Origin of the sequence: Streptomyces sp. WMMC1477 (genome assembly GCF_027460245.1) — a bacterium.
In the GTDB taxonomy this organism is placed as follows: Bacteria; Actinomycetota; Actinomycetes; order Streptomycetales; family Streptomycetaceae; genus Streptomyces.
Genome location: NZ_JAPZBD010000003.1, coordinates 4,726,047 through 4,745,893, shown reverse-complemented (window position 1 = coordinate 4,745,893; position 19,847 = coordinate 4,726,047). Strand labels below are relative to the sequence as shown.

22 protein-coding genes are annotated in these 19,847 nt (G+C 73.5%); 9 read left to right on the top strand and 13 right to left on the bottom strand.

From position 1 onward, the window contains the following. Window positions 1-3 precede the first annotated feature (3 nt). From O7609_RS21165 to O7609_RS21155, 3 genes are read left to right on the top strand one after another with little or no spacing between them, the layout of a single operon-like run. Window positions 4-1,542 carry an SDR family oxidoreductase gene (locus O7609_RS21165; RefSeq protein ID WP_269735429.1) on the top strand — a complete coding sequence of 513 codons (1,539 nt, stop codon included), beginning with the start codon at window positions 4-6 and terminating at the stop codon, window positions 1,540-1,542. A gap of 56 nt (window positions 1,543-1,598) precedes the next feature. Further along, window positions 1,599-2,273: a potassium channel family protein gene (locus O7609_RS21160; protein WP_269735430.1), complete on the top strand. Its 675-nt coding sequence runs from the start codon at window positions 1,599-1,601 to the stop codon at window positions 2,271-2,273. Beyond that, entirely contained in the window at window positions 2,270-2,953 is a 684-nt protein-coding gene (locus O7609_RS21155) for a potassium channel family protein (RefSeq protein WP_219088198.1), read from the top strand. Before O7609_RS21160 ends, O7609_RS21155 begins: the two co-directional genes overlap by 4 nt. 61 nt (window positions 2,954-3,014) lie before the next feature. Here the strand turns inward: O7609_RS21155 and O7609_RS21150 are convergent, their stop codons facing one another. From O7609_RS21150 to O7609_RS21130, 5 genes are all read right to left on the bottom strand, one after another. Then, window positions 3,015-3,767, bottom strand: a complete 753-nt coding sequence (locus O7609_RS21150; RefSeq protein ID WP_443072185.1) for a DUF3159 domain-containing protein — start codon at window positions 3,765-3,767, stop codon at window positions 3,015-3,017. Continuing rightward, window positions 3,764-4,186: an OB-fold nucleic acid binding domain-containing protein gene (locus O7609_RS21145; protein ID WP_269744046.1), complete on the bottom strand. Its 423-nt coding sequence runs from the start codon at window positions 4,184-4,186 to the stop codon at window positions 3,764-3,766. Before O7609_RS21145 ends, O7609_RS21150 begins: the two co-directional genes overlap by 4 nt. 120 nt (window positions 4,187-4,306) lie before the next feature. Then, window positions 4,307-5,092, bottom strand: coding sequence for a DUF3710 domain-containing protein (locus O7609_RS21140; RefSeq protein WP_269735432.1), 786 nt, complete (start codon window positions 5,090-5,092; stop codon window positions 4,307-4,309). Window position 5,093: 1 nt separating this feature from the next. After that, a complete protein-coding gene (dut, locus tag O7609_RS21135; RefSeq protein ID WP_269735433.1) occupies window positions 5,094-5,600 on the bottom strand; it encodes a dUTP diphosphatase in 507 nt (168 codons plus the stop codon). Beyond that, window positions 5,597-6,181: a PaaI family thioesterase gene (locus O7609_RS21130; protein ID WP_269735434.1), complete on the bottom strand. Its 585-nt coding sequence runs from the start codon at window positions 6,179-6,181 to the stop codon at window positions 5,597-5,599. Before O7609_RS21130 ends, dut begins: the two co-directional genes overlap by 4 nt. Before the next feature lie 81 nt (window positions 6,182-6,262). Here O7609_RS21130 and O7609_RS21125 point away from each other — a divergent pair, with 81 nt between their 5' ends. Beyond that, window positions 6,263-6,736: a DUF3093 domain-containing protein gene (locus O7609_RS21125; RefSeq protein ID WP_269735435.1), complete on the top strand. Its 474-nt coding sequence runs from the start codon at window positions 6,263-6,265 to the stop codon at window positions 6,734-6,736. On the opposite strand, the gene O7609_RS21120 is transcribed toward O7609_RS21125, so the two are convergent. The 4 genes from O7609_RS21120 to O7609_RS21105 form a co-directional block, all read right to left on the bottom strand. After that, on the bottom strand, window positions 6,670-7,473 hold the full coding sequence (locus tag O7609_RS21120) for a hypothetical protein (protein ID WP_269744045.1): 804 nt from the start codon (window positions 7,471-7,473) through the stop codon (window positions 6,670-6,672). The two genes, O7609_RS21125 and O7609_RS21120, sit on opposite strands and share 67 nt — an antisense overlap. Window positions 7,474-7,576: 103 nt before the next feature. Next, window positions 7,577-7,876 carry a DUF4193 domain-containing protein gene (locus tag O7609_RS21115; protein ID WP_219088192.1) on the bottom strand — a complete coding sequence of 100 codons (300 nt, stop codon included), beginning with the start codon at window positions 7,874-7,876 and terminating at the stop codon, window positions 7,577-7,579. A gap of 441 nt (window positions 7,877-8,317) precedes the next feature. Beyond that, window positions 8,318-9,568 (bottom strand): sensor histidine kinase, encoded by a 1,251-nt coding sequence (locus tag O7609_RS21110; RefSeq protein WP_269735436.1) that lies wholly within the window; start codon window positions 9,566-9,568, stop codon window positions 8,318-8,320. Between the two features lie 7 nt (window positions 9,569-9,575). Continuing rightward, window positions 9,576-10,229: a response regulator transcription factor gene (locus tag O7609_RS21105; protein ID WP_269735437.1), complete on the bottom strand. Its 654-nt coding sequence runs from the start codon at window positions 10,227-10,229 to the stop codon at window positions 9,576-9,578. A gap of 333 nt (window positions 10,230-10,562) precedes the next feature. On the opposite strand from O7609_RS21105, the gene O7609_RS21100 reads away from it, so the two are divergent. Continuing rightward, window positions 10,563-10,727, top strand: coding sequence for a hypothetical protein (locus O7609_RS21100; RefSeq protein ID WP_269735438.1), 165 nt, complete (start codon window positions 10,563-10,565; stop codon window positions 10,725-10,727). Between the two features lie 103 nt (window positions 10,728-10,830). Here the strand turns inward: O7609_RS21100 and O7609_RS21095 are convergent, their stop codons facing one another. Next, window positions 10,831-11,643 (bottom strand): inositol monophosphatase family protein, encoded by an 813-nt coding sequence (locus O7609_RS21095; protein WP_269735439.1) that lies wholly within the window; start codon window positions 11,641-11,643, stop codon window positions 10,831-10,833. A gap of 62 nt (window positions 11,644-11,705) precedes the next feature. Further along, entirely contained in the window at window positions 11,706-12,830 is a 1,125-nt protein-coding gene (locus O7609_RS21090) for a ferrochelatase (protein WP_269744044.1), read from the bottom strand. Window positions 12,831-12,930: 100 nt separating this feature from the next. Between O7609_RS21090 and O7609_RS21085 the strand changes: the two genes are divergently transcribed. The 3 genes from O7609_RS21085 (at window position 12,931) to sepH (ending at window position 17,118) form a co-directional block, all read left to right on the top strand. Then, window positions 12,931-14,205 (top strand): MFS transporter, encoded by a 1,275-nt coding sequence (locus tag O7609_RS21085; protein ID WP_269744043.1) that lies wholly within the window; start codon window positions 12,931-12,933, stop codon window positions 14,203-14,205. 65 nt (window positions 14,206-14,270) lie between these two features. Beyond that, window positions 14,271-15,632 carry a D-arabinono-1,4-lactone oxidase gene (locus O7609_RS21080; RefSeq protein ID WP_269737173.1) on the top strand — a complete coding sequence of 454 codons (1,362 nt, stop codon included), beginning with the start codon at window positions 14,271-14,273 and terminating at the stop codon, window positions 15,630-15,632. A 439-nt stretch (window positions 15,633-16,071) separates the two neighbouring features. Beyond that, the gene (gene sepH / locus O7609_RS21075) at window positions 16,072-17,118 is read left to right on the top strand and encodes a septation protein SepH (protein WP_269735441.1); all 1,047 of its coding nucleotides are present in this window, start codon (window positions 16,072-16,074) and stop codon (window positions 17,116-17,118) included. Window positions 17,119-17,169: 51 nt separating this feature from the next. Here sepH and O7609_RS21070 read toward each other — a convergent pair whose 3' ends face one another. After that, complete coding sequence (locus O7609_RS21070) at window positions 17,170-18,006, bottom strand: sulfurtransferase (RefSeq protein ID WP_269744042.1); 837 nt, start codon at window positions 18,004-18,006, stop codon at window positions 17,170-17,172. A gap of 252 nt (window positions 18,007-18,258) precedes the next feature. Between O7609_RS21070 and O7609_RS21065 the strand changes: the two genes are divergently transcribed. Further along, window positions 18,259-19,065, top strand: coding sequence for a VOC family protein (locus tag O7609_RS21065; RefSeq protein ID WP_269744041.1), 807 nt, complete (start codon window positions 18,259-18,261; stop codon window positions 19,063-19,065). A 70-nt stretch (window positions 19,066-19,135) separates the two neighbouring features. Here the strand turns inward: O7609_RS21065 and O7609_RS21060 are convergent, their stop codons facing one another. Then, on the bottom strand, window positions 19,136-19,822 hold the full coding sequence (locus tag O7609_RS21060; RefSeq protein WP_269735444.1) for a thymidine kinase: 687 nt from the start codon (window positions 19,820-19,822) through the stop codon (window positions 19,136-19,138). Window positions 19,823-19,847 lie beyond the last annotated feature (25 nt).

Below are 19,847 nucleotides of genomic sequence, written 5' to 3'. Positions count from 1 at the left end.
GGGATGGACGATGATCGCCTGAGCGTGCTGGTGACCGGGGCGAGCGGCTACGTGGGGGGCCGGCTCGTGCCGGAGCTGCTGGCCGCGGGGTACCGCGTGCGCTGCCTCGCCCGCAGCCCGGAGAAGCTGCGCGACCACCCGTGGGCCGGGGACGTCGAGGTGGTCCGCGGGGACGTGACCGACGAGGAGTCGGTGCGGGCGGCCATGGACGGCGTGGACGTGGCGTACTACCTGGTCCACGCTCTCGGCGGTGGCCGGGACTTCGAGCGGACCGACGCGCGGGCGGCCCGGATCTTCGGGCGGGCATGCCGGGAGGCCGGGGTGCGCCGGCTGGTGTACCTGGGCGGGCTGACGCCCTCCGGTGTGCCGGTGGAGCAGCTGTCCCCGCATCTGCGCTCGCGGGCCGAGGTGGGCCGCATCCTGCTCGAGTCGGGGGTGCCGACGGCGGTGCTGCGGGCCGCGGTGATCCTGGGGTCGGGCTCGGCGTCGTTCGAGATGCTGCGGTACCTGACCGAGCGGCTGCCGGCGATGGTGACGCCGCGCTGGGTGGGTACCAGGCTGCAGCCGATCGCCGTGCGGGACGTGCTGCGGTATCTGGTCGGCTGCGCGGAGCTGCCCTCCACGGTGAGCCGGACGTTCGACATCGGCGGCCCGGACGTCCTGACGTACCGGGAGATGATGCAGCGCTACGCGGCCGTGGCCGGGCTGCCGCGCCGGGTGATCGTCCCGGTGCCCGTGCTCACCCCGCGGCTGTCCAGCCACTGGATCGGTCTGGTGACGCCGGTCCCGGCCTCGATCGCGAAACCGCTGACGGAGTCGCTGCGGCACGAGGTGGTGTGCCGGGAGGCGGACATCCAGCGCTACGTGCCGCCGCCCGCCGAGGGGCTGATCGGCGTCGAGGAGTCGCTCAAACTCGCGCTGCGGCGCATCCGGGAGGCCCAGGTGGCCACCCGCTGGTCCTCGGCCTCGGTGCCGGGGGCGCCGAGCGATCCGCTGCCCACCGACCCGGACTGGGCGGGCGGCAGCCTCTACAGCGACCGGCGTGAACGGACGGTGCACGCCTCCCCGGAGGCGCTGTGGCGGGTGATCGAGGGCATCGGCGGGGAGCACGGCTGGTACTCCCTCCCGCTGGCCTGGGGGGCGCGGGGTCTGCTGGACCGGATGGTCGGCGGCGTGGGTCTGCGCCGCGGCCGGCGTGACGCCGGACGGCTGCGGGCGGGCGACGCGCTGGACTTCTGGCGGGTGGAGGAGGTGGCGCGGGGCCGACTGCTGCGGCTGCGCGCCGAGATGAAGCTGCCGGGGCTGGCGTGGCTGGAGCTGGAGGTCGGGCGGGGCGAGGACGGTAGCACGCGGTACCGGCAGCGGGCGGTGTTCCACCCGCACGGTCTGGCGGGGCAGCTCTACTGGTGGGCGGTGAGCCCGTTCCACGCGCTGGTGTTCGGCGGGATGGCGCGCAACATCGCGCGGGCCGCGGAAGGCGGGAAGGGGGCGCCGGGCGCCGAAGCCGACCTGGGTGGCGGAGCCCGGGTGCCCGGCGGGTAGCGTTACGGTGGTCACCCAGGTGATCGCAGTAGGGGAAGGTGCGGGGTAGCGGCCTCATGCACATCGTCATCATGGGGTGCGGCCGAGTGGGTGCCGCGCTCTCCAGGACCCTGGAGGACCAGGGTCACACGGTCGCCGTCATCGACCGCGATCCCACGGCGTTCCGCAGGCTCGGCTCCGGTTTCGGCGGCCGACGGGTCACGGGTGTCGGTTTCGACCAGGACACCCTGCGCGAGGCGGGCATCGAGGACGCGGGCGCGTTCGCCGCCGTCAGCAGCGGGGACAACTCCAACATCATCGCCGCCCGGGTGGCCCGCGAGATGTTCGGCGTGCAGAACGTGGCGGCCCGCATCTACGACCCGCGGCGCGCCGAGGTCTACCAGCGGCTCGGCATTCCGACGGTGGCCACGGTGCGGTGGACGGCCGACCAGATGCTTCGGCGACTGCTGCCCTCCGGTGCCGAACCGCTGTGGATCGACCCGACGGGCGGAGTGCAGCTCGCCGAGGTGCACGTCTCCTCCAGCTGGTTCGGCCATCCGGCGGCGCGGCTGGAGGCCGAGTCGGGGGTGCGGATCGCCTTCGTCACCCGGCTGGGCGAGGCCATGCTGCCCGACCCGCAGGCGGTGCTCCAGGAGGGTGACCTCGTGCACGTGATGATGCGCAGCGACCAGGTCGGTGAGGTGGAGGCGGTCTTCGACCGCGGTCCCGGTGAGTCAGGGGAGCAGCGGTGAGAGTCGCCATTGCGGGAGCGGGCGCGGTGGGCCGGTCCATCGCCGGCGAGCTGCTGGAGAACGGGCACGAGGTGCTCCTCATCGACAAGGCGCCCAGTGCGATCGCCGTGGAGCGGGTTCCGCTCGCGGAGTGGCTACTGGCGGACGCCTGCGAGATCTCCGCGCTGGATGAGGCGGCGCTCCAGCGCTGCAACGTCGTGATCGCCGCGACGGGTGACGACAAGGTCAACCTGGTGGTGTCGCTTCTCAGCAAGACGGAGTACGGCGTGCCGCGCGTGGTGGCGCGGGTGAACAACCCGAAGAACGAATGGCTGTTCAACGAGGCGTGGGGCGTGGACGTCGCCGTCTCCACCCCTCGGCTGATGTCGGCGCTGGTCGAGGAGGCCGTCAGCGTCGGCGACCTGGTGCGGCTGCTGCGCTTCAGCCAGGGTGACGCCAACCTCGTCGAGTTGACGCTCGCTCCCGAGGCAGCGCTGGCCGGTACCCGGGTGGGGGACGTGGCCTGGCCGCAGGACACGACTCTGGTGACGATCATCCGGGGGACGCGGGTGCTCACGCCCCGGCCCGAGGACGCCCTGGAGGCCGGGGACGAGCTGCTGTTCGTGGCCGCGCCCGCGCGGGAGCGGGAGCTGGAAGAGCTGCTGTCCGTCCACCGGGACCCGGCGGGCGAAGAGGCCTGAGCGCAGCGCCCGGGCACCGGTACAGGGGGCTGCTTGCGCCCGGGCACGGGCCACGGGTGGTTCAGCGGGGCGTCTCGCCGTCCGCCGCCGCGGCCGCCGCGCGCTCGCGCTCCTCCTCCGCCTCCATCTCGGCGAAGACGTCGATCGGCGCGGGGGCCTTGGCGAGGAAGATCCAGGTCAGGTACACGCAGAGCAGGAACGGCGGGATACCGAGGGCGACGCGCAGCCAGCCGAGCTGGGTGGCGTCCCCCCAGAGGTAAATGGGGAAGGTGATCGCCGACTTGCCCAGCAGCACCAGGCCCCAGGCGTAACTGGCCTTGGTGTAGGCCTTCTTCCGGCCCGGGTTCCGGGTGCGCCAGGACATGTTCTCGCGGAAGAGGGGGCCGAGGATCATGCCCAGGAGCGGCACCCCGGCCGCGGCGGTGACGAGGTAGGCCACCGCGAGGCCCAGCGTGTAGAGCATGCCGGGCAGGTAGAAGTTCTTCGCGTCTCCCGACATCATCGCGAAGACGGCGCCGAACGCGACGCCGAAGACCCCGCCGAACGCGTGCTTGAGCGTGCTCTTGCCGAGCAGCCGCAGGACGGCCATGAGGGCCGACAGGCTCAGGGCGGCGATGGCCGAGACGTGGATGTCCCGGTTGATCGTGTAGCTGAGCACGAAGACCAGGCCGGGCACGGTCGTCTCGACCATGCCCCGGACGCCGCCGAAGGCGTCGAGCATGGCGGCCTTGGTGATGTCCGGATCAGGTGCCGTCGCACCTGCCGTGTGCCGTTCCGCCGCCTCGTGCGCCGCCGGCTTGTCCAGTGGGGTCACCCGCTACTCCTGTCCCAGGGTCGGAGCTCGTACTTCGGGTTGAACAGCACCCGGCGTCCGCGGTTCATCGCGATGCGTCCAGAGGCGATCAACGTACGGCCCGGTTCGATGCCCGCGATGGCCTGGCGACCCAGCCAGACGACGTCCAGCGAGTCGGAGCCGTCGAACAGCTCGGCCTCCAGGGCGGGCACCCCGGCCCGGGGCCGGAGTGTAACGGTACGCAGCGTTCCGGTCACCTTGACGATCTGCCGGTCGCCGCAGTCGCAGATCCTCGTGCAGTCGCGCAGTGCCGCCTGCTCCGCCGCGGAGACGACCCGCTCCTCGGACCGCCGGACCTCCTCGGTGACGGAGCCGAAGCGGTCGAGGAACCGCCGTATCCGACCGTTTCCGCGCTTCTCGGAGTCGTTGACGCCGCTCATGCGGCCAGCCTACCCGCGGCCCCCGGCGGTCCCGAAGGCCCGGTGAGGAGCGTCACCGAGGGGGTGGGCGGACGCCGGGCCCCGCCGTGGCGGCGGGGCCCGGAAGGCGTACCCGCCGGCTCAGCGGATCTCGGTGATCTCCGGACCGCGGGACAGCTTGTCGATGCCGCCGGCGAAGCGGGAGCCCTGGTCGGTGTTCTCCTGCTGGATGCCGTCGGGCACCATCTCGGCGTCCTGGGGCAGCTTGAGGACGATCGGGTCGCGGGGGGCCATGGGGGCCTCACCGCGGACGACGACGGTGTCCCGGAAGATCTGCTCCAGCAGCCCGGCCGCCTGCGGCTGCACGGCGCCCTGGCCGGAGATCACGCCGCGCAGGAACCAGCGGGGGCCGTCGACGCCGATGAAGCGCACGACCTGCACCCCGCCCTTGCCGTCCGGCAGCTTGACCGGCACCTGGGCGCGCAGCTCCCAGCCGAGCGGGCCCTCGACCTCGTCGATGACCCCGCCCTGCTTGGTGATGCCGCCGGCGATCTCCTCGCGGATCTCGTCCCAGATGCCCTCCCGCTTGGGCGCGGCGAACGCCTGGAGCTGGACGGCGCTGTCCCGCAGCACGACCGTCGCGGCGACGATGGCGTCACCAGCGACCTCGACGCGCAGTTCCATGCCCTCGACGCCCGGGACGAACAGCCCTCCGAGGTCCACCCGGCCCTCGCCGGGCTTGCCGACCTCGGAGAGGTCCCAGGGGCCGTCGGGCCGGGGGGCCGGGGGCAGCTTCACGCGGGCGGCACCGCCCGCGTCGTCGTTCCCCGCGTCCTCGGCGTCATCGGTTGCCGCCTCGTCGGCGGCGGCTTCGATGTCGGCCGGGAGCTTCTCCTGCTTCTCGGCGCGCTTGCGACGACCGAACACGTCACTGTCCCTTCAGGTCGGCGGTCTCGGTACCGTCGACCGCAACGTTGGTGTTGAATCCGCCCGTGGAGCCGAAGCCCGCGGCGGACCGCACCGACCCCGGCAGCTCCTCCACTTCGTGGAAGCGCACCTTCTCGACCTGCTGGACGACGAGTTGGGCGATGCGGTCGAACCGCTCGAAGCGCACGGTCTCGCGCGGATCCAGGTTGACCACGATCACCTTGATCTCTCCACGGTACCCGGCGTCGACGGTTCCGGGAGCGTTCACCAGGGAGACGCCGAGCCGGGCGGCGAGTCCGGAACGCGGGTGCACGAAGGCGGCGTACCCGTCGGGCAGGGCCACGGCGAGGCCCGTGGGCAGTACCGCGCGCTCTCCCGGGGCGAGCGCGCACGCCTCGGTGGTGGTCAGGTCGGTGCCCGCGTCGCCGGGGTGGGCGTAGGCCGGCAGCGGGACCTCGGGGTCGAGGCGGCGGATGAGGACGTCCACCGGGGGCCGGACCGCGCTCACGGGTTGACCTCGAAGGCGCGGGCCCGGCGGACCTGGTCCGGGTCGCTCATCGCGGCCTGGATCTCCTCCTCGCGGCCGTTGTCGACGAAGTGCTCGACCTTGACCTCGATGAACAACCCGTCGGCGCGGACGGCCACGGGCCCCTCGGGGCCGCCGATCCGCCCGGTGGCCGTGCAGAAGATCTTGCGCCCGTGGACGGCCGTGACCGCGGCGTCCAGGTGCAGGACGGAGCCGACGGGCACGGGGAGCCGGAAGTCGGTCTCCAGCCGGCCGGTGACGGAGATGGTGTGCATGAGCCAGTTGAGCGAGCCCAGCGTCTCGTCGAGCGCGCTGGCCAGCACGCCGCCGTGGGCGAGGCCGGGGGCGCCCTGGTGCTCGGGCTTGACGGTGAACTCGGCGGTGACGTTCACACCCTCGCCGGCGCGGGCGTCCAGGTGCAGTCCGTGCGGCTGACCGCCGCCGCAGCCGAAGCACTGGTCGTAGTGCGAGCCGAGCGGTTCGCCGGGCGCGGGCGCGTCCGGGTGCCGTACGGGGGCGCGGGCGTCCTCCGGCGGCGTCAGCGAGGTTCTCTGAGCAGTCACGTCAGCAGACCCTACCGCCGCCCGGCACGGGCCGGTGCAGCCGCTCTCCGGTGTCCTCGGTGGCCGTGCCAAGCTGAGGGCATGCAGGCGTACGACGAACGACTGACCGCGCCCCGCTCCTGGTGGCTGACCGTTCCGGCGCTGACCGGGCTCACGCTCGGGCTGGTGCTGCTGCCGCTGGGCACGGTGCCCATGCTGGCGGCACTGGTGAGCGGGGCCGCGCTGGCGGCGGTCGGGCTGAGCACCTACGGCTCGGTGCGGGTGCGGGTCGTGGCCGACTCGCTGGTGGCGGGGAGCGCGCGGATCCCGCTGAGCGCGCTCGGCCGCGCGAGCGCGCTGGGCCCGGAGGAGGCCCGCGCCTGGCGGACCCACCGGGCCGACCCACGGGCGTTCATGGTGCTGCGCGCCTACATCCCGACGGCGGTACGCGTCGAGGTCGTCGACCCGCAGGACCCGACGCCGTACGTGTACGTCTCGACGCGCCGCCCTCAGCGGCTGGTGTCGGCGCTGGGCGGCTCCGGGGCGCCCTCCGGAACGTCTTCCGGGGCGGCCTGAGCCTCGGGCGGGATCCGGCCCCACGAGACCTGCCCGCCGCGCAGGTCCTCCCGGATCCGCTCGGCGAGCTTCCGCGTCTCGCGGTGGTTCATCGCGGCCCCCACGGCCGCTCCGATCATGAACGGGGTGAGGGTGGGGAGGTTGCGCAGGGTGCGCTTCAGCAGCCGCTGGCGCAGCTCGCGGCGGAGCTGGAGACCGAGCGCCGCGTTGAGGGTGGCGGGCTTGAGGGGGTCGATGCCCCGCTCGTGCGTCCACGCCGTGAGGTAGGCCGCGGCACGGCGGCCGGCCCCGCCGGGAGGCCGCTGCCCGTAGACCTCGTGGAGCTCGGCGATCAGCTTGATCTCCACCGAGGCGACTCCGACGATCTCGGTGGCCAGCTCGGTGGGCATGGCCGGGGGCACCGGCAGCATGGCCGCCGCGCCGACTCCGGCGCCGACCGTGGCCGAGCTCTTGGTGGCCCCGGAGATCAGCGCGTCGGCCAGCTCCTCGGGGCCCTTGCCGGGGAACTGGGCACGGAGCGTCGCCAGGCTGCGGACCGGGATACGGGGTGCGGTCTCGATCAGCTTGTCGGCGACGGCTCCGGCGAAGGCGCGCATCCTGCCGCGTTCGTGCGGCAGGGCCGGTTCGGCGCCGGGGCTGTGCTCGGCGCCGGGGTCGGCCTCACCGTCGGGGGTGGACGTGGCGCGCCGGGTGCCCGCGGAGCGTTCCGGCTTCAGGCGCGCCAGACGGCGGCGCACCGGCTGGAGCCGGGCACCGCGGGGTGCGAGCGAGGCTTCGCCTTCTGGGCCGCCTCGCTCGGCATCACGTGCGTCGTCACCGGGCACGGAGGGGTGCTCCGGCTCAGGCCGCGCAGTCGCGGCAGATCGGCTGTCCGTTCTTCTCGGCCGCGAGCTGGGAACGGTGGTGCACCAGGAAGCAGCTCATGCAGGTGAACTCGTCCTGCTGCTTGGGCATGACCCGGACCGCCAGCTCCTCGTTGGAGAGGTCGGCTCCGGGCAGTTCCAGGCCCTCGGCCTGCTCGAACTCGTCGACGTCGACGTTGGACGCCGACTTGTCGTTCCGCCGGGCCTTCAGTTCTTCGATGCTGTCCTCGTTGAGGTCGTCATCGGTCTTACGTGGAGTGTCGTAGTCCGTTGCCATGTCGCTCTCTCCCCCTCTGGGTTCTGTGACGTCTCAGCGCACGTAACGCGTGAGGGGCCGGTCTTGTGCCCGACCCGAGGCGGAGATTTTGCCTCACATCAAGGTCTGTTACTCGATCGACACCCAACCGGCCCCCTAAGAGGTGACCAGGGCGTGCGCCGGAGAAGGGTACAGCGGCGGCCACGGGCCCCGTCACGCGGGCCGTTCCGGGTACTTCCCGCAGTCAAGCCCTGCGGAAACCTTCATTTTGCGGTGTTTTCCACCCGCTCGTCGAACACGCAGCGCGTTGGGCCGAAATCCGACGTGTGTAATCGGCCACAAAGCGCTCCGCGACCGCCCGGAACATCATGAAGCGGGCGATATTGCGCTCACAGCGAACACCCTTCCTCTCGACTTCGCAACCCGGCCTTCGCCCCGGGGACAGCTCGCGGCGGCACGACGTCACACGGGCAGCACGACGCGCATCAGCAGACCCCCGTCCTCGCGGGGTGTGGCGGTGATCGTGCCGCCGTGCGCCCGGGTGACCGAGCGGACGATCGACAGCCCGAGCCCGACCCCCCGGTCGCTGCCGGTGCGCTCGGTGCGCAGTCTGCGGAAAGGCTCGAAGAGGTTGTCGACCTCGTAGGCCGGAACCTGCGGTCCGGTGTTCTCCACCGTCAGCACGGCCTGCCCGGTGCGCGCCTCGGTGCTCACGGCGACCCACCCGTCCTCGGGAAGGTTGTAGCGGACGGCGTTCTGCACCAGGTTCAGCGCGATGCGCTCCAGCAGCACTCCGTTCCCCTGCAGGTAGGCGGGCTGCCGCACACCGCGCAGCTCGACACCCTGGGCCGCCGCCTCCGCGCGCACCTGCTCCACGGCCTGCGAGGCGACCTCCGCCAGGTCCACCGGCTTGCGGTCGACGATCTCGTTCTCGCTGCGCGCGAGCAGGAGCAGCCCCTCCACCAGCTGCTCGCTGCGCTCGTTGGTGGCCAGCAGGGTGCGGCCGAGCTGCTGCACCTCGACCGAAGCCCCCGGGTCGGAGAGCTGGACCTCCAGCAGCGTCCGGTTGATGGCCAGCGGGGTGCGCAGCTCGTGCGAGGCGTTGGCGACGAAGCGCTGCTGTGCGGTGAAGGCGCGGTCGAGCCGGTCGAGCATGTCGTCGAAGGTGTCGGCCAGCTCCTTCAGCTCGTCGTCCGGTCCGTCCAGCTCGATCCGCCGGTGCAGGTCGGAGCCCGCGACCCGGCGTGCGGTGCGGGTGATGCGGCCGAGCGGCGACAGCACGCGCCCGGCCATGACGTAGCCGAGGGCGAAGGCCGCGACGGCGAGCCCCAGCAGGGCCAGCAGCGAGTTCTTGAGCAGGGAGTCCAGGGCCAGTCTGCGCTGCTCCTCCAGGCAGGCCTCCACGGCGTCGTTGAGTTCGCTGCCGAGGCTCTGGCTGGGCAGGTCGCAACCGGCCGTGGTGGCCTCGAACTCGCCGCGGATGATGCGGATGGGCATGGCCGCGCCGTCCTGCAGGGCCTGGGCGGCCAGCAGGTAGATGATCAGCAGCAGGGTCACGCCAGCGATCAGGAACATCCCGCCGTACAGCAGGGTGAGCCGGATGCGGATGGTGGGGCGTAGCCACGGGTAGGGGGCGGGCGCGGCCGGCGGGTCCCAGGTGGGCCGGGGCGGGGTCGCGGGCGGCTGTGCGGGGGGCTGGGTCGGTGTGGTCATGGTGGCTTCAGATGCGGTAGCCGGCGCCGGGCACGGTGACGATGACGGGCGGTTCGCCGAGCTTGCGGCGCAGCGTCATCACGGTGACCCGGACGACGTTGGTGAACGGATCGGTGTTCTCGTCCCAGGCCTTCTCCAGGAGCTGTTCGGCGGATACGACGGCCCCCTCGCCGCGCATCAGCACTTCCAGCACGGCGAACTCCTTGGGGGCGAGCTGGACCTGCCGGCCGTCGCGGGAGACCTCTCGGCGGTTCGGATCGAGCCGGATGCCGGCGCGTTCCAGGACGGGCGGGAGCGCGGCGGTGGTGCGGCGCCCCAGGGCGCGGACGCGGGCGGTGAGCTCACTGAAGGCGAAGGGCTTGGGCAGGTAGTCGTCGGCGCCGAGCTCCAGGCCCTCGACGCGGTCGCTCACGTCCCCGGAGGCGGTGAGCATGAGCACGCGGGTCGGCAGGCCCAGCTCGACGACCTTGCGGCACACGTCGTCCCCGTGGACGAGCGGCAGGTCCCGGTCGAGGACGACGACGTCGTAGTCGTTGAGGTCGATCCGCTCCAGCGCGGCGGCTCCGTCGTAGACGACGTCCACCGCCATGGCCTCTCGTCGCAGCCCGGTGGCCACGGCATCGGCCAGCAGTTGCTCGTCCTCGACGACGAGTACGCGCACGGTGCGGTCCTTTCCTCGACGGGTGGTGGGCGCCGGACGGGCGGCCCGCTGTCCATCGTGCCCCGAACGCCGGTAAACCGGGTGTAAGGGGGCGCCTCCAGCGGATGGCGGAGGATTTTCCCGGGAATCACGGGATCTGAGGTTTCCCTGAGGAACGACACGGGGAGGAAGGATGCACATCCCCGATCACGCCCCGTAGGCGGCATGCCATTGCGGAGGTCCGTACCGGCCCGGCCGGACGGTTCCCGGCTCCGCTCGCCCAGGGACCATCCCGTGATCAAGTCCACCCCCGGCACACCCCCGTGCCGCCGACCCACGACGAGGGGGCGCACCATGGACGCGTTCACCGCAGGGCTGCTGCAGCGCATAAGGAGCACGGAACACGACCTGCACCGCGCTCGCGAGGCCGGCGACGACTACCTGGCGGAGGTCGAGCAGTCGGAGCTGGAGGACCTGCGCCGGCTGGCCAGCGAGCACGGCGTCGAGGTCTCGGTATGACCCGCCGCTGACCCCGCCCGGCATCATCCCCGTGGCCCCGCCCGGCGTCCGAGAACAGCCGGTCGGGGCCACCGGTGTGTGCGCCGGGGTGTCCGGCCCGAGGTCAGCCCCGTCCGGCCCCGAGCTCGGCCAGCAGCGGCTGGAGCACGGGGAAGACCTCCGGGGTCGCCGCCACCAGCAGCTCGCTGCCCGGGGCCCGGCCCGGCAGCCCGCCGGTCAGCGCCCCCGCCTCGCGGGCGATCAGTTCGCCGGCGGCGTAGTCCCAGTGGTTCGTGCCGCGCTCGTAGTACCCGTCCAGCCGGCCGCTCGCCACGTCGCACAGGTCCAGTGCGGCCGAACCGGAGCGGCGGATGTCGCGTACCCGCGGCAGCAGCGCGCGCACGACGGCCGCCTGGGCGTCGCGGGTGGTCTGGACGTAGTTGAAGCCCGTGGCGATCAGCGCCTGGTCCAGCGCGGTGCCCGGACGGCAGCGCACGGGCCGCCCGTCGCGGCGGGCTCCCTGCCCCAGCACCGCGTGGTGGGTCTCGCCGCGCTGCGGGGCGTGGACGACGCCGACGAGGGTCTCCCCTTCCCGTTCGGCGGCCACCGACACAGCCCAGTCGGCCCGGCCGTAGAGGTAGTTGACGGTGCCGTCGATGGGGTCGATGATCCACCGCACCCCGCTGCTGCCCGTCGTGCTGGTGCCCTCCTCGCCCAGGAGGCCGTCGTCGGGGCGCCGCTCGGCCAGGAAGCCGGTGATCAGCTTCTCGGCGGCGAGGTCCATCTCGGTGACGACGTCGACGGGGCTGGTCTTGGTCGCGGCCACGCCGAGGTCGGCGGGGCGGCCGTCGCGCAGGAGGTCCCCGGCTCGGCGGGCGGCCTCGCGTGCGACGTCCAGCAGTTCCGCGTACAGCGCGTGGCCGGTCGGCTCGGTCATCGTGTCTCCCTCGTGGGGTCCGTGGTGCTCGTGCGGCTCGTCGGGCCTGCGGGGTGCCGGGCTCACGCGTAGGGGCTGTCGGCCCCGGCCGCGGCGGGCCGGGGGGCGCGGGCCGGGCAGCAGCCGACGGGGCACACGTCGTGGGAGGGGCCCAGCGCACCGAGGGCGCAGCGCTCGGGGTGCTCACCCCGCTCGGTCGCGGCGCGTTCCAGCACCAGCTCGCGCACGCCGGCCACGAACCGCGGGTCGGCCCCGACGGTGGCCGAGCGCACGACCGGCAGGCCCAGCTCGCGCGCCGCGGCCTTGGCCTCGGTGTCCAGGTCGTAGAGGACCTCCATGTGGTCCGAGACGAAGCCGATGGGCACCATGACCACCGCCGGGGCGCCGGCGGCGTGCCGGGCCTCCAGGTGGTCGCAGATGTCCGGCTCCAGCCACGGGATGTGCGGGGCGCCGCTGCGGGACTGGTAGACGAGCTCCCAGGGCCGTTCCACGCCGGTGTGCTCCCGGACGGCGTCCGCGATCTGCCGTGCGACGTCCAGGTGCTCGGCGACGTAGGCCCCGCCGTCGCCGTGGACCGGGGCGGGCCCGGAGGTGTCGGCCGCGGCGGTGGGGATGGAGTGCGTGGTGAACGCGAGGTGGGCGCCGTCCCGCACAGCGTCCGGCAGTTCGGCGAGCGCCGTCAGCACGCCGTCGGTCATGGGCCGCACGAAGCCGGGGTGGTTGAAGTAGTGGCGCAGCTTGTCCACGCGCGGCAGCGGCAGGCCCTCGGCCTCCAGGGCCGCGAGGGCGTCGGCCAGGTTCTCCCGGTACTGGCGGCAGCCGGAGTAGGAGGCGTAGGCGCTGGTGGTCAGGGTGAGCACCCGGCGGTGCCCGTCGCGGACGAGCTCGCGCAGGGCGTCCGTCGGGTAGGGCGTCCAGTTGCGGTTGCCCCAGTACACCGGGAGGTCGAGCCCGTGCCGGGCGAAGTCCGCGCGCAGGGCGGCGAGCAACTCGCGGTTCTGGGCGTTGATCGGCGAGACGCCGTCGAAGAGGAAGTAGTGCTGACCGACCTCCTCGAGACGCTCTTTCGGGATGCCCCGCCCCCGGGTGACGTTCTCCAGGAACGGGACCACGTCCTCGGTTCCCTCCGGGCCGCCGAAGGAGAGGAGCAGCAGGGCGTCGTAGGGCTGGGGTCGTTCGTCGGGCATGGACCGATCCTGCCATCAGGGACGGGGCGAACGGATCACGGCCCGCCCCGTAAGCTGTGTTGGCGTCAACGTCCCTTACGCGTTCTCAGGTGGAGCCGCCGTGCCGAGTCCGTACCGTGCGATCTTCACCGCCCCCGGCACTCGGACCTTCTCCGCCGCCGGCCTGCTCGGCCGCCTGCCCGTGGCGATGCTCGGCATCGGCATCGTGACCATGGTCTCCGTGCTGACCGGCGCCTACGGCCTGGCCGGCGCGCTGGCCGCGACGGTCGCGCTCTCGGCCGCGGCGATCGGACCCCAGGTGTCCCGGCTGGTGGACCGGCGCGGTCAGCGCCGTGTCCTGCGGCCCGCCGCGCTGATGACCGTCACGGCCGTGGCCGGGCTGACGGCCGGCACGGTCTGGGAGTGGCCGACGTGGACCCTGTTCTGCTGCGCGGCCTTCGCCGGCTGCGTGCCGAGCCTGGGCTCGATGGTGCGCTCGCGCTGGGTCGCCCTGTACCGCGAGCGTCCGCGCGAGCTGCACGCGGCCTACGCCTGGGAGTCGATCGTCGACGAGCTCTGCTTCGTCTTCGGCCCCATCCTGTCCATCGGCCTGTCCACCGCGTGGTTCCCGCAGGCCGGCCCGCTCGCCGCCGCGTGCTTCCTGCTCGCGGGCGTGTTCTGGCTGACCTCCCAGCGGGCCACCGAGCCGCCCGTGGTCCCGGCCGCCGCGGGCGCCGCCGGGGGCTCGGCGCTGCGCGCCCCCGGGCTGCGGGTCCTCGTCGCGACGCTACTGGGCGTGGGCGCGATCTTCGGCGCCATCGACGTCGTCACCATCGCCTTCGCCGAGGAACGGGGCCACAGGGGGGCGGCCAGCCTGCTGCTGGCCGGGTACGCCGCGGGCTCCTGCCTCGCCGGAGCGCTGTTCGGCATGCTGCGGCCGACGGGTGCGGCCGCCCGCCGGTGGCTGCTGGGGGTGTGTGCGGTCGCGCTCAGCATGGTGCCGCTCCAGTTCGTCACCGGCCTGCCGATGCTCGCCGTCACGCTGTTCGCGGCCGGGCTGGCCATCGCCCCGACGCTGGTGACCTCCGTGGCCCTCGTCGACCGGCTCGTCCCGCGCGCCCAGTTGACCGAGGGCATGACCTGGGTGAGCAGCAGCATCGCCGTCGGCATGGCGCTCGGCGCCGCCGTCGCGGGGCGTACGGTGGACACCTACGGCGCCGGACAGGCCTACACCGTCCCCGCGGTGGCGGGCGTCCTGGCGGCACTGACCGCACTGCTGGGTCACCGGCGGCTCGTCCCGCCCCCCGCCCGGCGGGACGGAGCGCGGCCGGCCGCCGAGGACGCCACGGGGGCGGGGCCGGGCACGCCGCCCGCGGTGGAGCGCTCGCCCCGGTGACGGTCCGCCGGGCGTCCCGTCATCCCCCGCCGCACCGGGCGGCGCGGTACCCGGCGGGCGTGAGTATGATCCCTCCACCGCCGCGGCAGGAGGGGAGCACAGTGAGCACCTTGTACAGCACGGCAGGCCCGAGGGGCACCTGGCGGAACTGGGCGGGCTGCGCCTCCGCGCGGCCGCAGCGGACCGTCACGCCCTCGACCGCCGAAGCGCTCGCCGACGCCGTCCGCCGGGCCGCCGAGGAGGGGCTGCCGGTGAAGGCGGTGGGCTCCGGTCACTCGTTCACCGCCGTGGCCGCGACCACCGGCCTGCTCATCCGCCCGGAGCGGCTCAGCGGCGTCCGGGCCATCGACCGCGCGGCCGGCACGGTGCGCGTGGCCGCCGGCACGTCGATACGGCAGCTCAACGAGGTGCTGGCCGGTGAGGGCCTGACGCTGGCCAACATGGGCGACATCATGGCGCAGACGGTCGCGGGTGCGGTGAGCACCGGCACCCACGGCACCGGGCGGGACTCGGCGTCCCTGGCGGCGCAACTGGCCGGGCTGGAGATGGTCCTGGCCGACGGCTCGATCATGCGCTGCTCCGCGGAGGAGAACGCCGACGTCTTCGCCGCCGCGCGGCTGGGACTCGGGGCGCTCGGCGTCATCACGGAACTGACGTTCCGGGTCGAGCCGCTGTTCCTGCTGCACGCCCGCGAGGAACCCATGTCCTTCGAACGGGTGGTGGAGGAGTTCGACCAGCTCGTCGCGGAGAACGAGCACTTCGAGTTCTACTGGTTCCCGCACACGGGGAACTGCAGCACCAAGCGCAACAACCGCTCGGGCGGCCCGGCCCGCCCGCTGCCGCGGGTGCGGGGCTGGGTGGACGACGAGCTGCTGTCCAACGGTGTCTTCCAGGCCGCCTGTTCGCTCGGCAGGGCCGTGCCCGCCACGGTGCCGTTCATCGCCCGCACGGCCAGCCGGGCGTTGTCCGCCCGCAGTTACACCGACATCCCGTACCAGGTCTTCACCAGCCCCCGCCGGGTGCGCTTCGTGGAGATGGAGTACGCGCTCCCCCGGTCGGCGGCGGTCGAGGCGCTGCGGGAACTGCGCGCGTTGGTGGACGGTTCGGATCTGCGGATCAGCTTCCCGGTCGAGGTGCGCACCGCGCCGTCCGACGACATCACCCTCTCCACGAGCGAGGGCCGCGCATCGGTGTACCTGGCGGTGCACATGTACCGCGGCATGCCGCACTCCGCGTACTTCGCCGCCGCCGAGCGGATCATGACGGCACACGGTGGCCGACCGCACTGGGGCAAGCTGCACACCCGGGACGCCGCTTACCTCGCCGACGTCTACCCCCGGTTCGGCGAGTTCCTCGCCCTGCGGGACCGGCTGGACCCGGACCGGCTCTTCGACAACGCCTACCTGCGGCGTGTCCTGGGCGGATGACGGACCGTCGGCTGCGGTCCCCGGCACCCCCTTCGCCGTCCCGGCTCCTCCCGCGGGTGAGTGACGGTGCCACACGGAACAACTGACGTCGTTTCAGTGAAATCCCACAGACCGGGAAGGAACCGAACAGAACGGGGCGCGAGGCGTATCCCGGACCCATTCCACACGATCCGGTCAACTCCCTTACCCCGCCGGAACTTCGGCGGCGCGCCGGTCCTCCCGACATGGCCCTAATGGAGTAGTGTCGTGGCCCTGGCCTCGGCCCTGCCCGGTCGATGTGGCGGAGAGTGAGCGAACAGGTCACTCAGAGTGGCCAACCGGTCACCGTGCCACACCGTTCGATCGAAGCGTGGGCCCGACACGCCGGGCAAGTCGGCAAAGGTTGTGGCAGCCTGCACCCCGGGCAGGCCACACTCGTCTAGCGGGAGCAGCGACGCACGTGACGTCGGCAGGCACCATCCGGGAGGTTCCCATGCCCGAACTGCGTGTCGTGGCCGTCAGCAACGACGGCACACGGCTGGTGCTCAAGGCTGCCGACAACACGGAATACACCCTTCCGATCGACGAGCGGCTGCGGGCCGCCGTCCGCAACGACCGCGCCCGGCTCGGCCAGATCGAGATCGAGGTCGAGAACCATCTGCGTCCCCGCGACATCCAGGCCCGCATACGGGCCGGTGCCACGGCCGAAGAAGTGGCCCAGCTGGCCGGCATCCCCGTGGAGCGGGTGCGCCGGTTCGAGGGCCCGGTGCTGGCGGAGCGCGCCTTCATGGCCGAGCGGGCCCGCAAGACGCCAGTGCGCCGCCCCGGCGAGAACACCGGCCCCCAGCTCGGTGACGCCGTCGCCGAGAGGCTGCTCGTGCGCGGCGCGGACAAGGACACCGTGCGGTGGGACTCCTGGCGGCGGGACGACGGCACCTGGGAGGTGCTGCTCGTCTACCGGGTCGCGGGTGAACTGCACTCGGCGAGCTGGAGCTACGACCCGCCCCGCCGGCTGGTGCAGTGCATGGACGACGAGGCGCGGACGCTCGTGGGCGAGAGCGACGAACCGCCGGAGCCGAGCTTCCCGTTCGTGCCGCGCATCGCCCGGCTCCCCCGGGACCGCTCGGACGACGGCAGGGACGCCGCCCGCCCGGAGCCCGCGACCCGCGGGGAGCGGGAGGACCGGGACTCGCTGACCAGCCTGCTGGAGGCCGTACCCAGCTTCCGGGGCGACATGGTGGTGCCCGAGCAGCCCACCGAGGACGCAGGAGACGAGGCGGCCGAGCCCGCCGCCGAGCTTGAGGAGCCGGTGGAGCCGCCCGCCGCGAGCGCGGGGGCGGCCTACGCCGACGTGCTCATGCCACGCTCGGTGGCCAGCCACCGGGACCGGCTCACCGGAACCACCGACCGGCAGGCCGAGGCGGACGGCGTGCGGCCGGGCCGCCGGGCGGCGGTCCCGAGCTGGGACGAGATCGTCTTCGGCACCCGGCGCAAGAAGCAGGAGTAGCCCGCCCGGCGGCGCCGCCGGGCGGGCTCCCGCTCAGCCCGGCGGATTCCGTCAGCCGGGCTGCGGGCCGGTGGCCACCGGGCGCGCGGGATCGGCGCACCAGTGCGACCAGGAGCCGGCGTACAGCCCGGCGACGACACCGACCGCGTCCAGTGCCAGCACCTGCTGGGCGGCCGAGACCCCGGAGCCGCAGTAGACACCCACCTCGGCGTCCCCGTGCGCCCCGAGCGCGGCGAACCGCTCCTTGAGCTCCTCCACGGGCCGGAACCCGCCCGCGGCCGTGACGTTCTCGGCGGTGGGCGCCGACACCGCGCCGGGGATGTGCCCGGCCACCGGGTCGATCGGCTCCGTCTCCCCGCGATAGCGCTCGCCGGAGCGGGCGTCCAGCAGCAGCCCGCGGCGGGCCACCGCCGCGGCCTCGTCGGCGTCCAGGAGTGGCATCCCTCCCGGCCGCGGAACGAAGTCACCCGGGCTCGGCTCGGGAACCTCCGAAGTCAACGGCCCCTCCCAGGCCGCGAGGCCGCCGTCGAGCACCCGGACGTCGGGGTGCCCGGTGTAGCGCAGCAGCCACCAGGCGCGCGCCGACGCCCAGCCCTGGCCGCCGTCGTAGACCACCACCGGCCGGGTGGCACCGACCCCGGCCCTGCGCATCGCCGCGCCGAACACGGCGGGGTCCGGCAGAGGATGGCGGCCGCCCGCGCCGGGCGGCCCGGCGAGCTCGGTGTCCAGATCGACGTAGACGGCACCGGGCAGATGGCCGGCCTCGTACACCGGGCGGCCGGTCGGCCCGCCCATCGCGTACCGGACGTCGAGCAGCACGGGGGCGTCGTCCGGACCGGCATCGGCCAACGCGCTCGCGAGTTCGGCTGCGGAGATGATGGCTGTCATGGGCGCATTGTCGCGCACGCCCGAGGGGCGGGCGGGCACGCGCCGGTCCCGCGGGGCACCGGGAGACGCGTGTGACGCGGTTCGTCCCGGGGAATCACCGCGCGGACCGGGACACGACCCACCGGAGAGTGCGAGCATGACTACGCACCGCACGCACGACACCGCGCCGTACGCGACGCGCCCGCCGCACACGCACACCGACCCCTGGACGACTACGGCCGCAACGACGACGGCCCGGAGGAGACGACGCCGATGACCGAGGGAGCCGCTCGGTTCACCCCGGGCACGCCCTGCTGGGTGAGCCTGATGGTGCACGACCTGACCGCGAGCGAGAAGTTCTACCACGAGCTGTTCGGCTGGGAGTTCCAGGAGGGCCCGGCCCAGCTCGGCCCCTGTGTCCACGCCAACTTCGGCGACCGCCAGGTCGCGGGGCTGGGCGAGATGCACGACCGGCGCTCCCTGCCGGTGGCCTGGCTGCCGTATCTGGCCACCGACGACGCCGACGCGACCTGCGCCCTCGTACGGGACTGCGGTGGGACGATCGGCGTGGGCCCGCTGGACTCCGGTGACGCGGGGCGCATGGCCATCGCCGCCGATCCGTGCGGCGCCGCCTTCGGCGTCTGGCAGGCAGGCGAGCACACCGGCGTCCCGGCCGACGGCCGGGTCGGCACGCCCGTGTGGAACGAGCTGGTCACGCGCGGCAGCTTCGTCGTGAGCCCCTTCTACTCGAGGGTCTTCGGCTACGACACCGAACCGGTGGTCTCCACGGACATCGACTACCTGACCCTCCATCTGGGCGGGCGGGCCATCGGCGGCATCCGCGGCGTGGGCGGGTCGCTCCCACGCGACCGGGGCCCGCACTGGACGACGTACTTCGCGGTGGCCGACGCCGACGAGGCCACGCAGCGCGTGACGGAGCTGGGCGGCCACATCGTCCGCGAGCCCCGCGACTCCCCCTACGGACGGCTGGCCCACGTGGCCGACCCGGAGGGCGCGCGCTTCGCGGTGGTGAGAATGCTCGACCCGCGGGACGCCGTCACCCGCCACATCCGGGACTGACCCGCTCCGGGGCCCTCCACCGCCCGCCGCCCGCCGTGACCGCCCGGACAGGACGCCACAGAGCGGGCGGTCAGCGGCGCGGTGCGGGCAGGGCGCCCTCGTCGACCGGGAGCACGTCGGGCGAGAGCGCACCGGCGCGGGCCGCCGCCGCGGTGAGGCGGCGGCGGTGGTGCCGTCGGCACAGCACCTCGTAGCCGACGTCGACGGGCTGCGCCTGCGGGGCGCCCCCCGCGACGTCACCGACGACGACCTGCGCCCCCTCGACGACCATGCGACCGCCGACGGTGCGGGCGTTGTGCGTGGCCCGCGCGCCGCACCAGCACAGCGCCTCCACCTGCAGTACCTCCACCCGGTCGGCCAGCTCGATCAGCCGCTGGGAGCCGGGGAAGAGGCGGGTGCGGAAGTCGGTGGTGATCCCGAAGGCGAAGACGTCGATGCCCAGGTCGTCCACGACCCGGGCCAGCTGGTCGATCTGGCCGGGCGTCAGGAACTGGGCCTCGTCGGCGATGACGTAGTCGGCGCGCCCGCCCTCGGTGAGGTGCCGGACGAGGCAGGCGTGGAAGTCGAGGTCCGCGTGCGCCTCGACGGCGTCGGTGACCAGCCCCAGCCGTGAGGAGAGCTGCCCGGCACCGGCGCGGTCGTTGCGGGTGAAGATCAGGCCCTGGAGCCCTCGGGCGGACCTGTTGTGCTGGATCTGCAAAGCGAGGGTGCTCTTGCCGCAGTCCATCGTGCCGCTGAAGAAGACCAGCTCGGGCATGGCGGGTGCGGTACCCCTTCGTCGT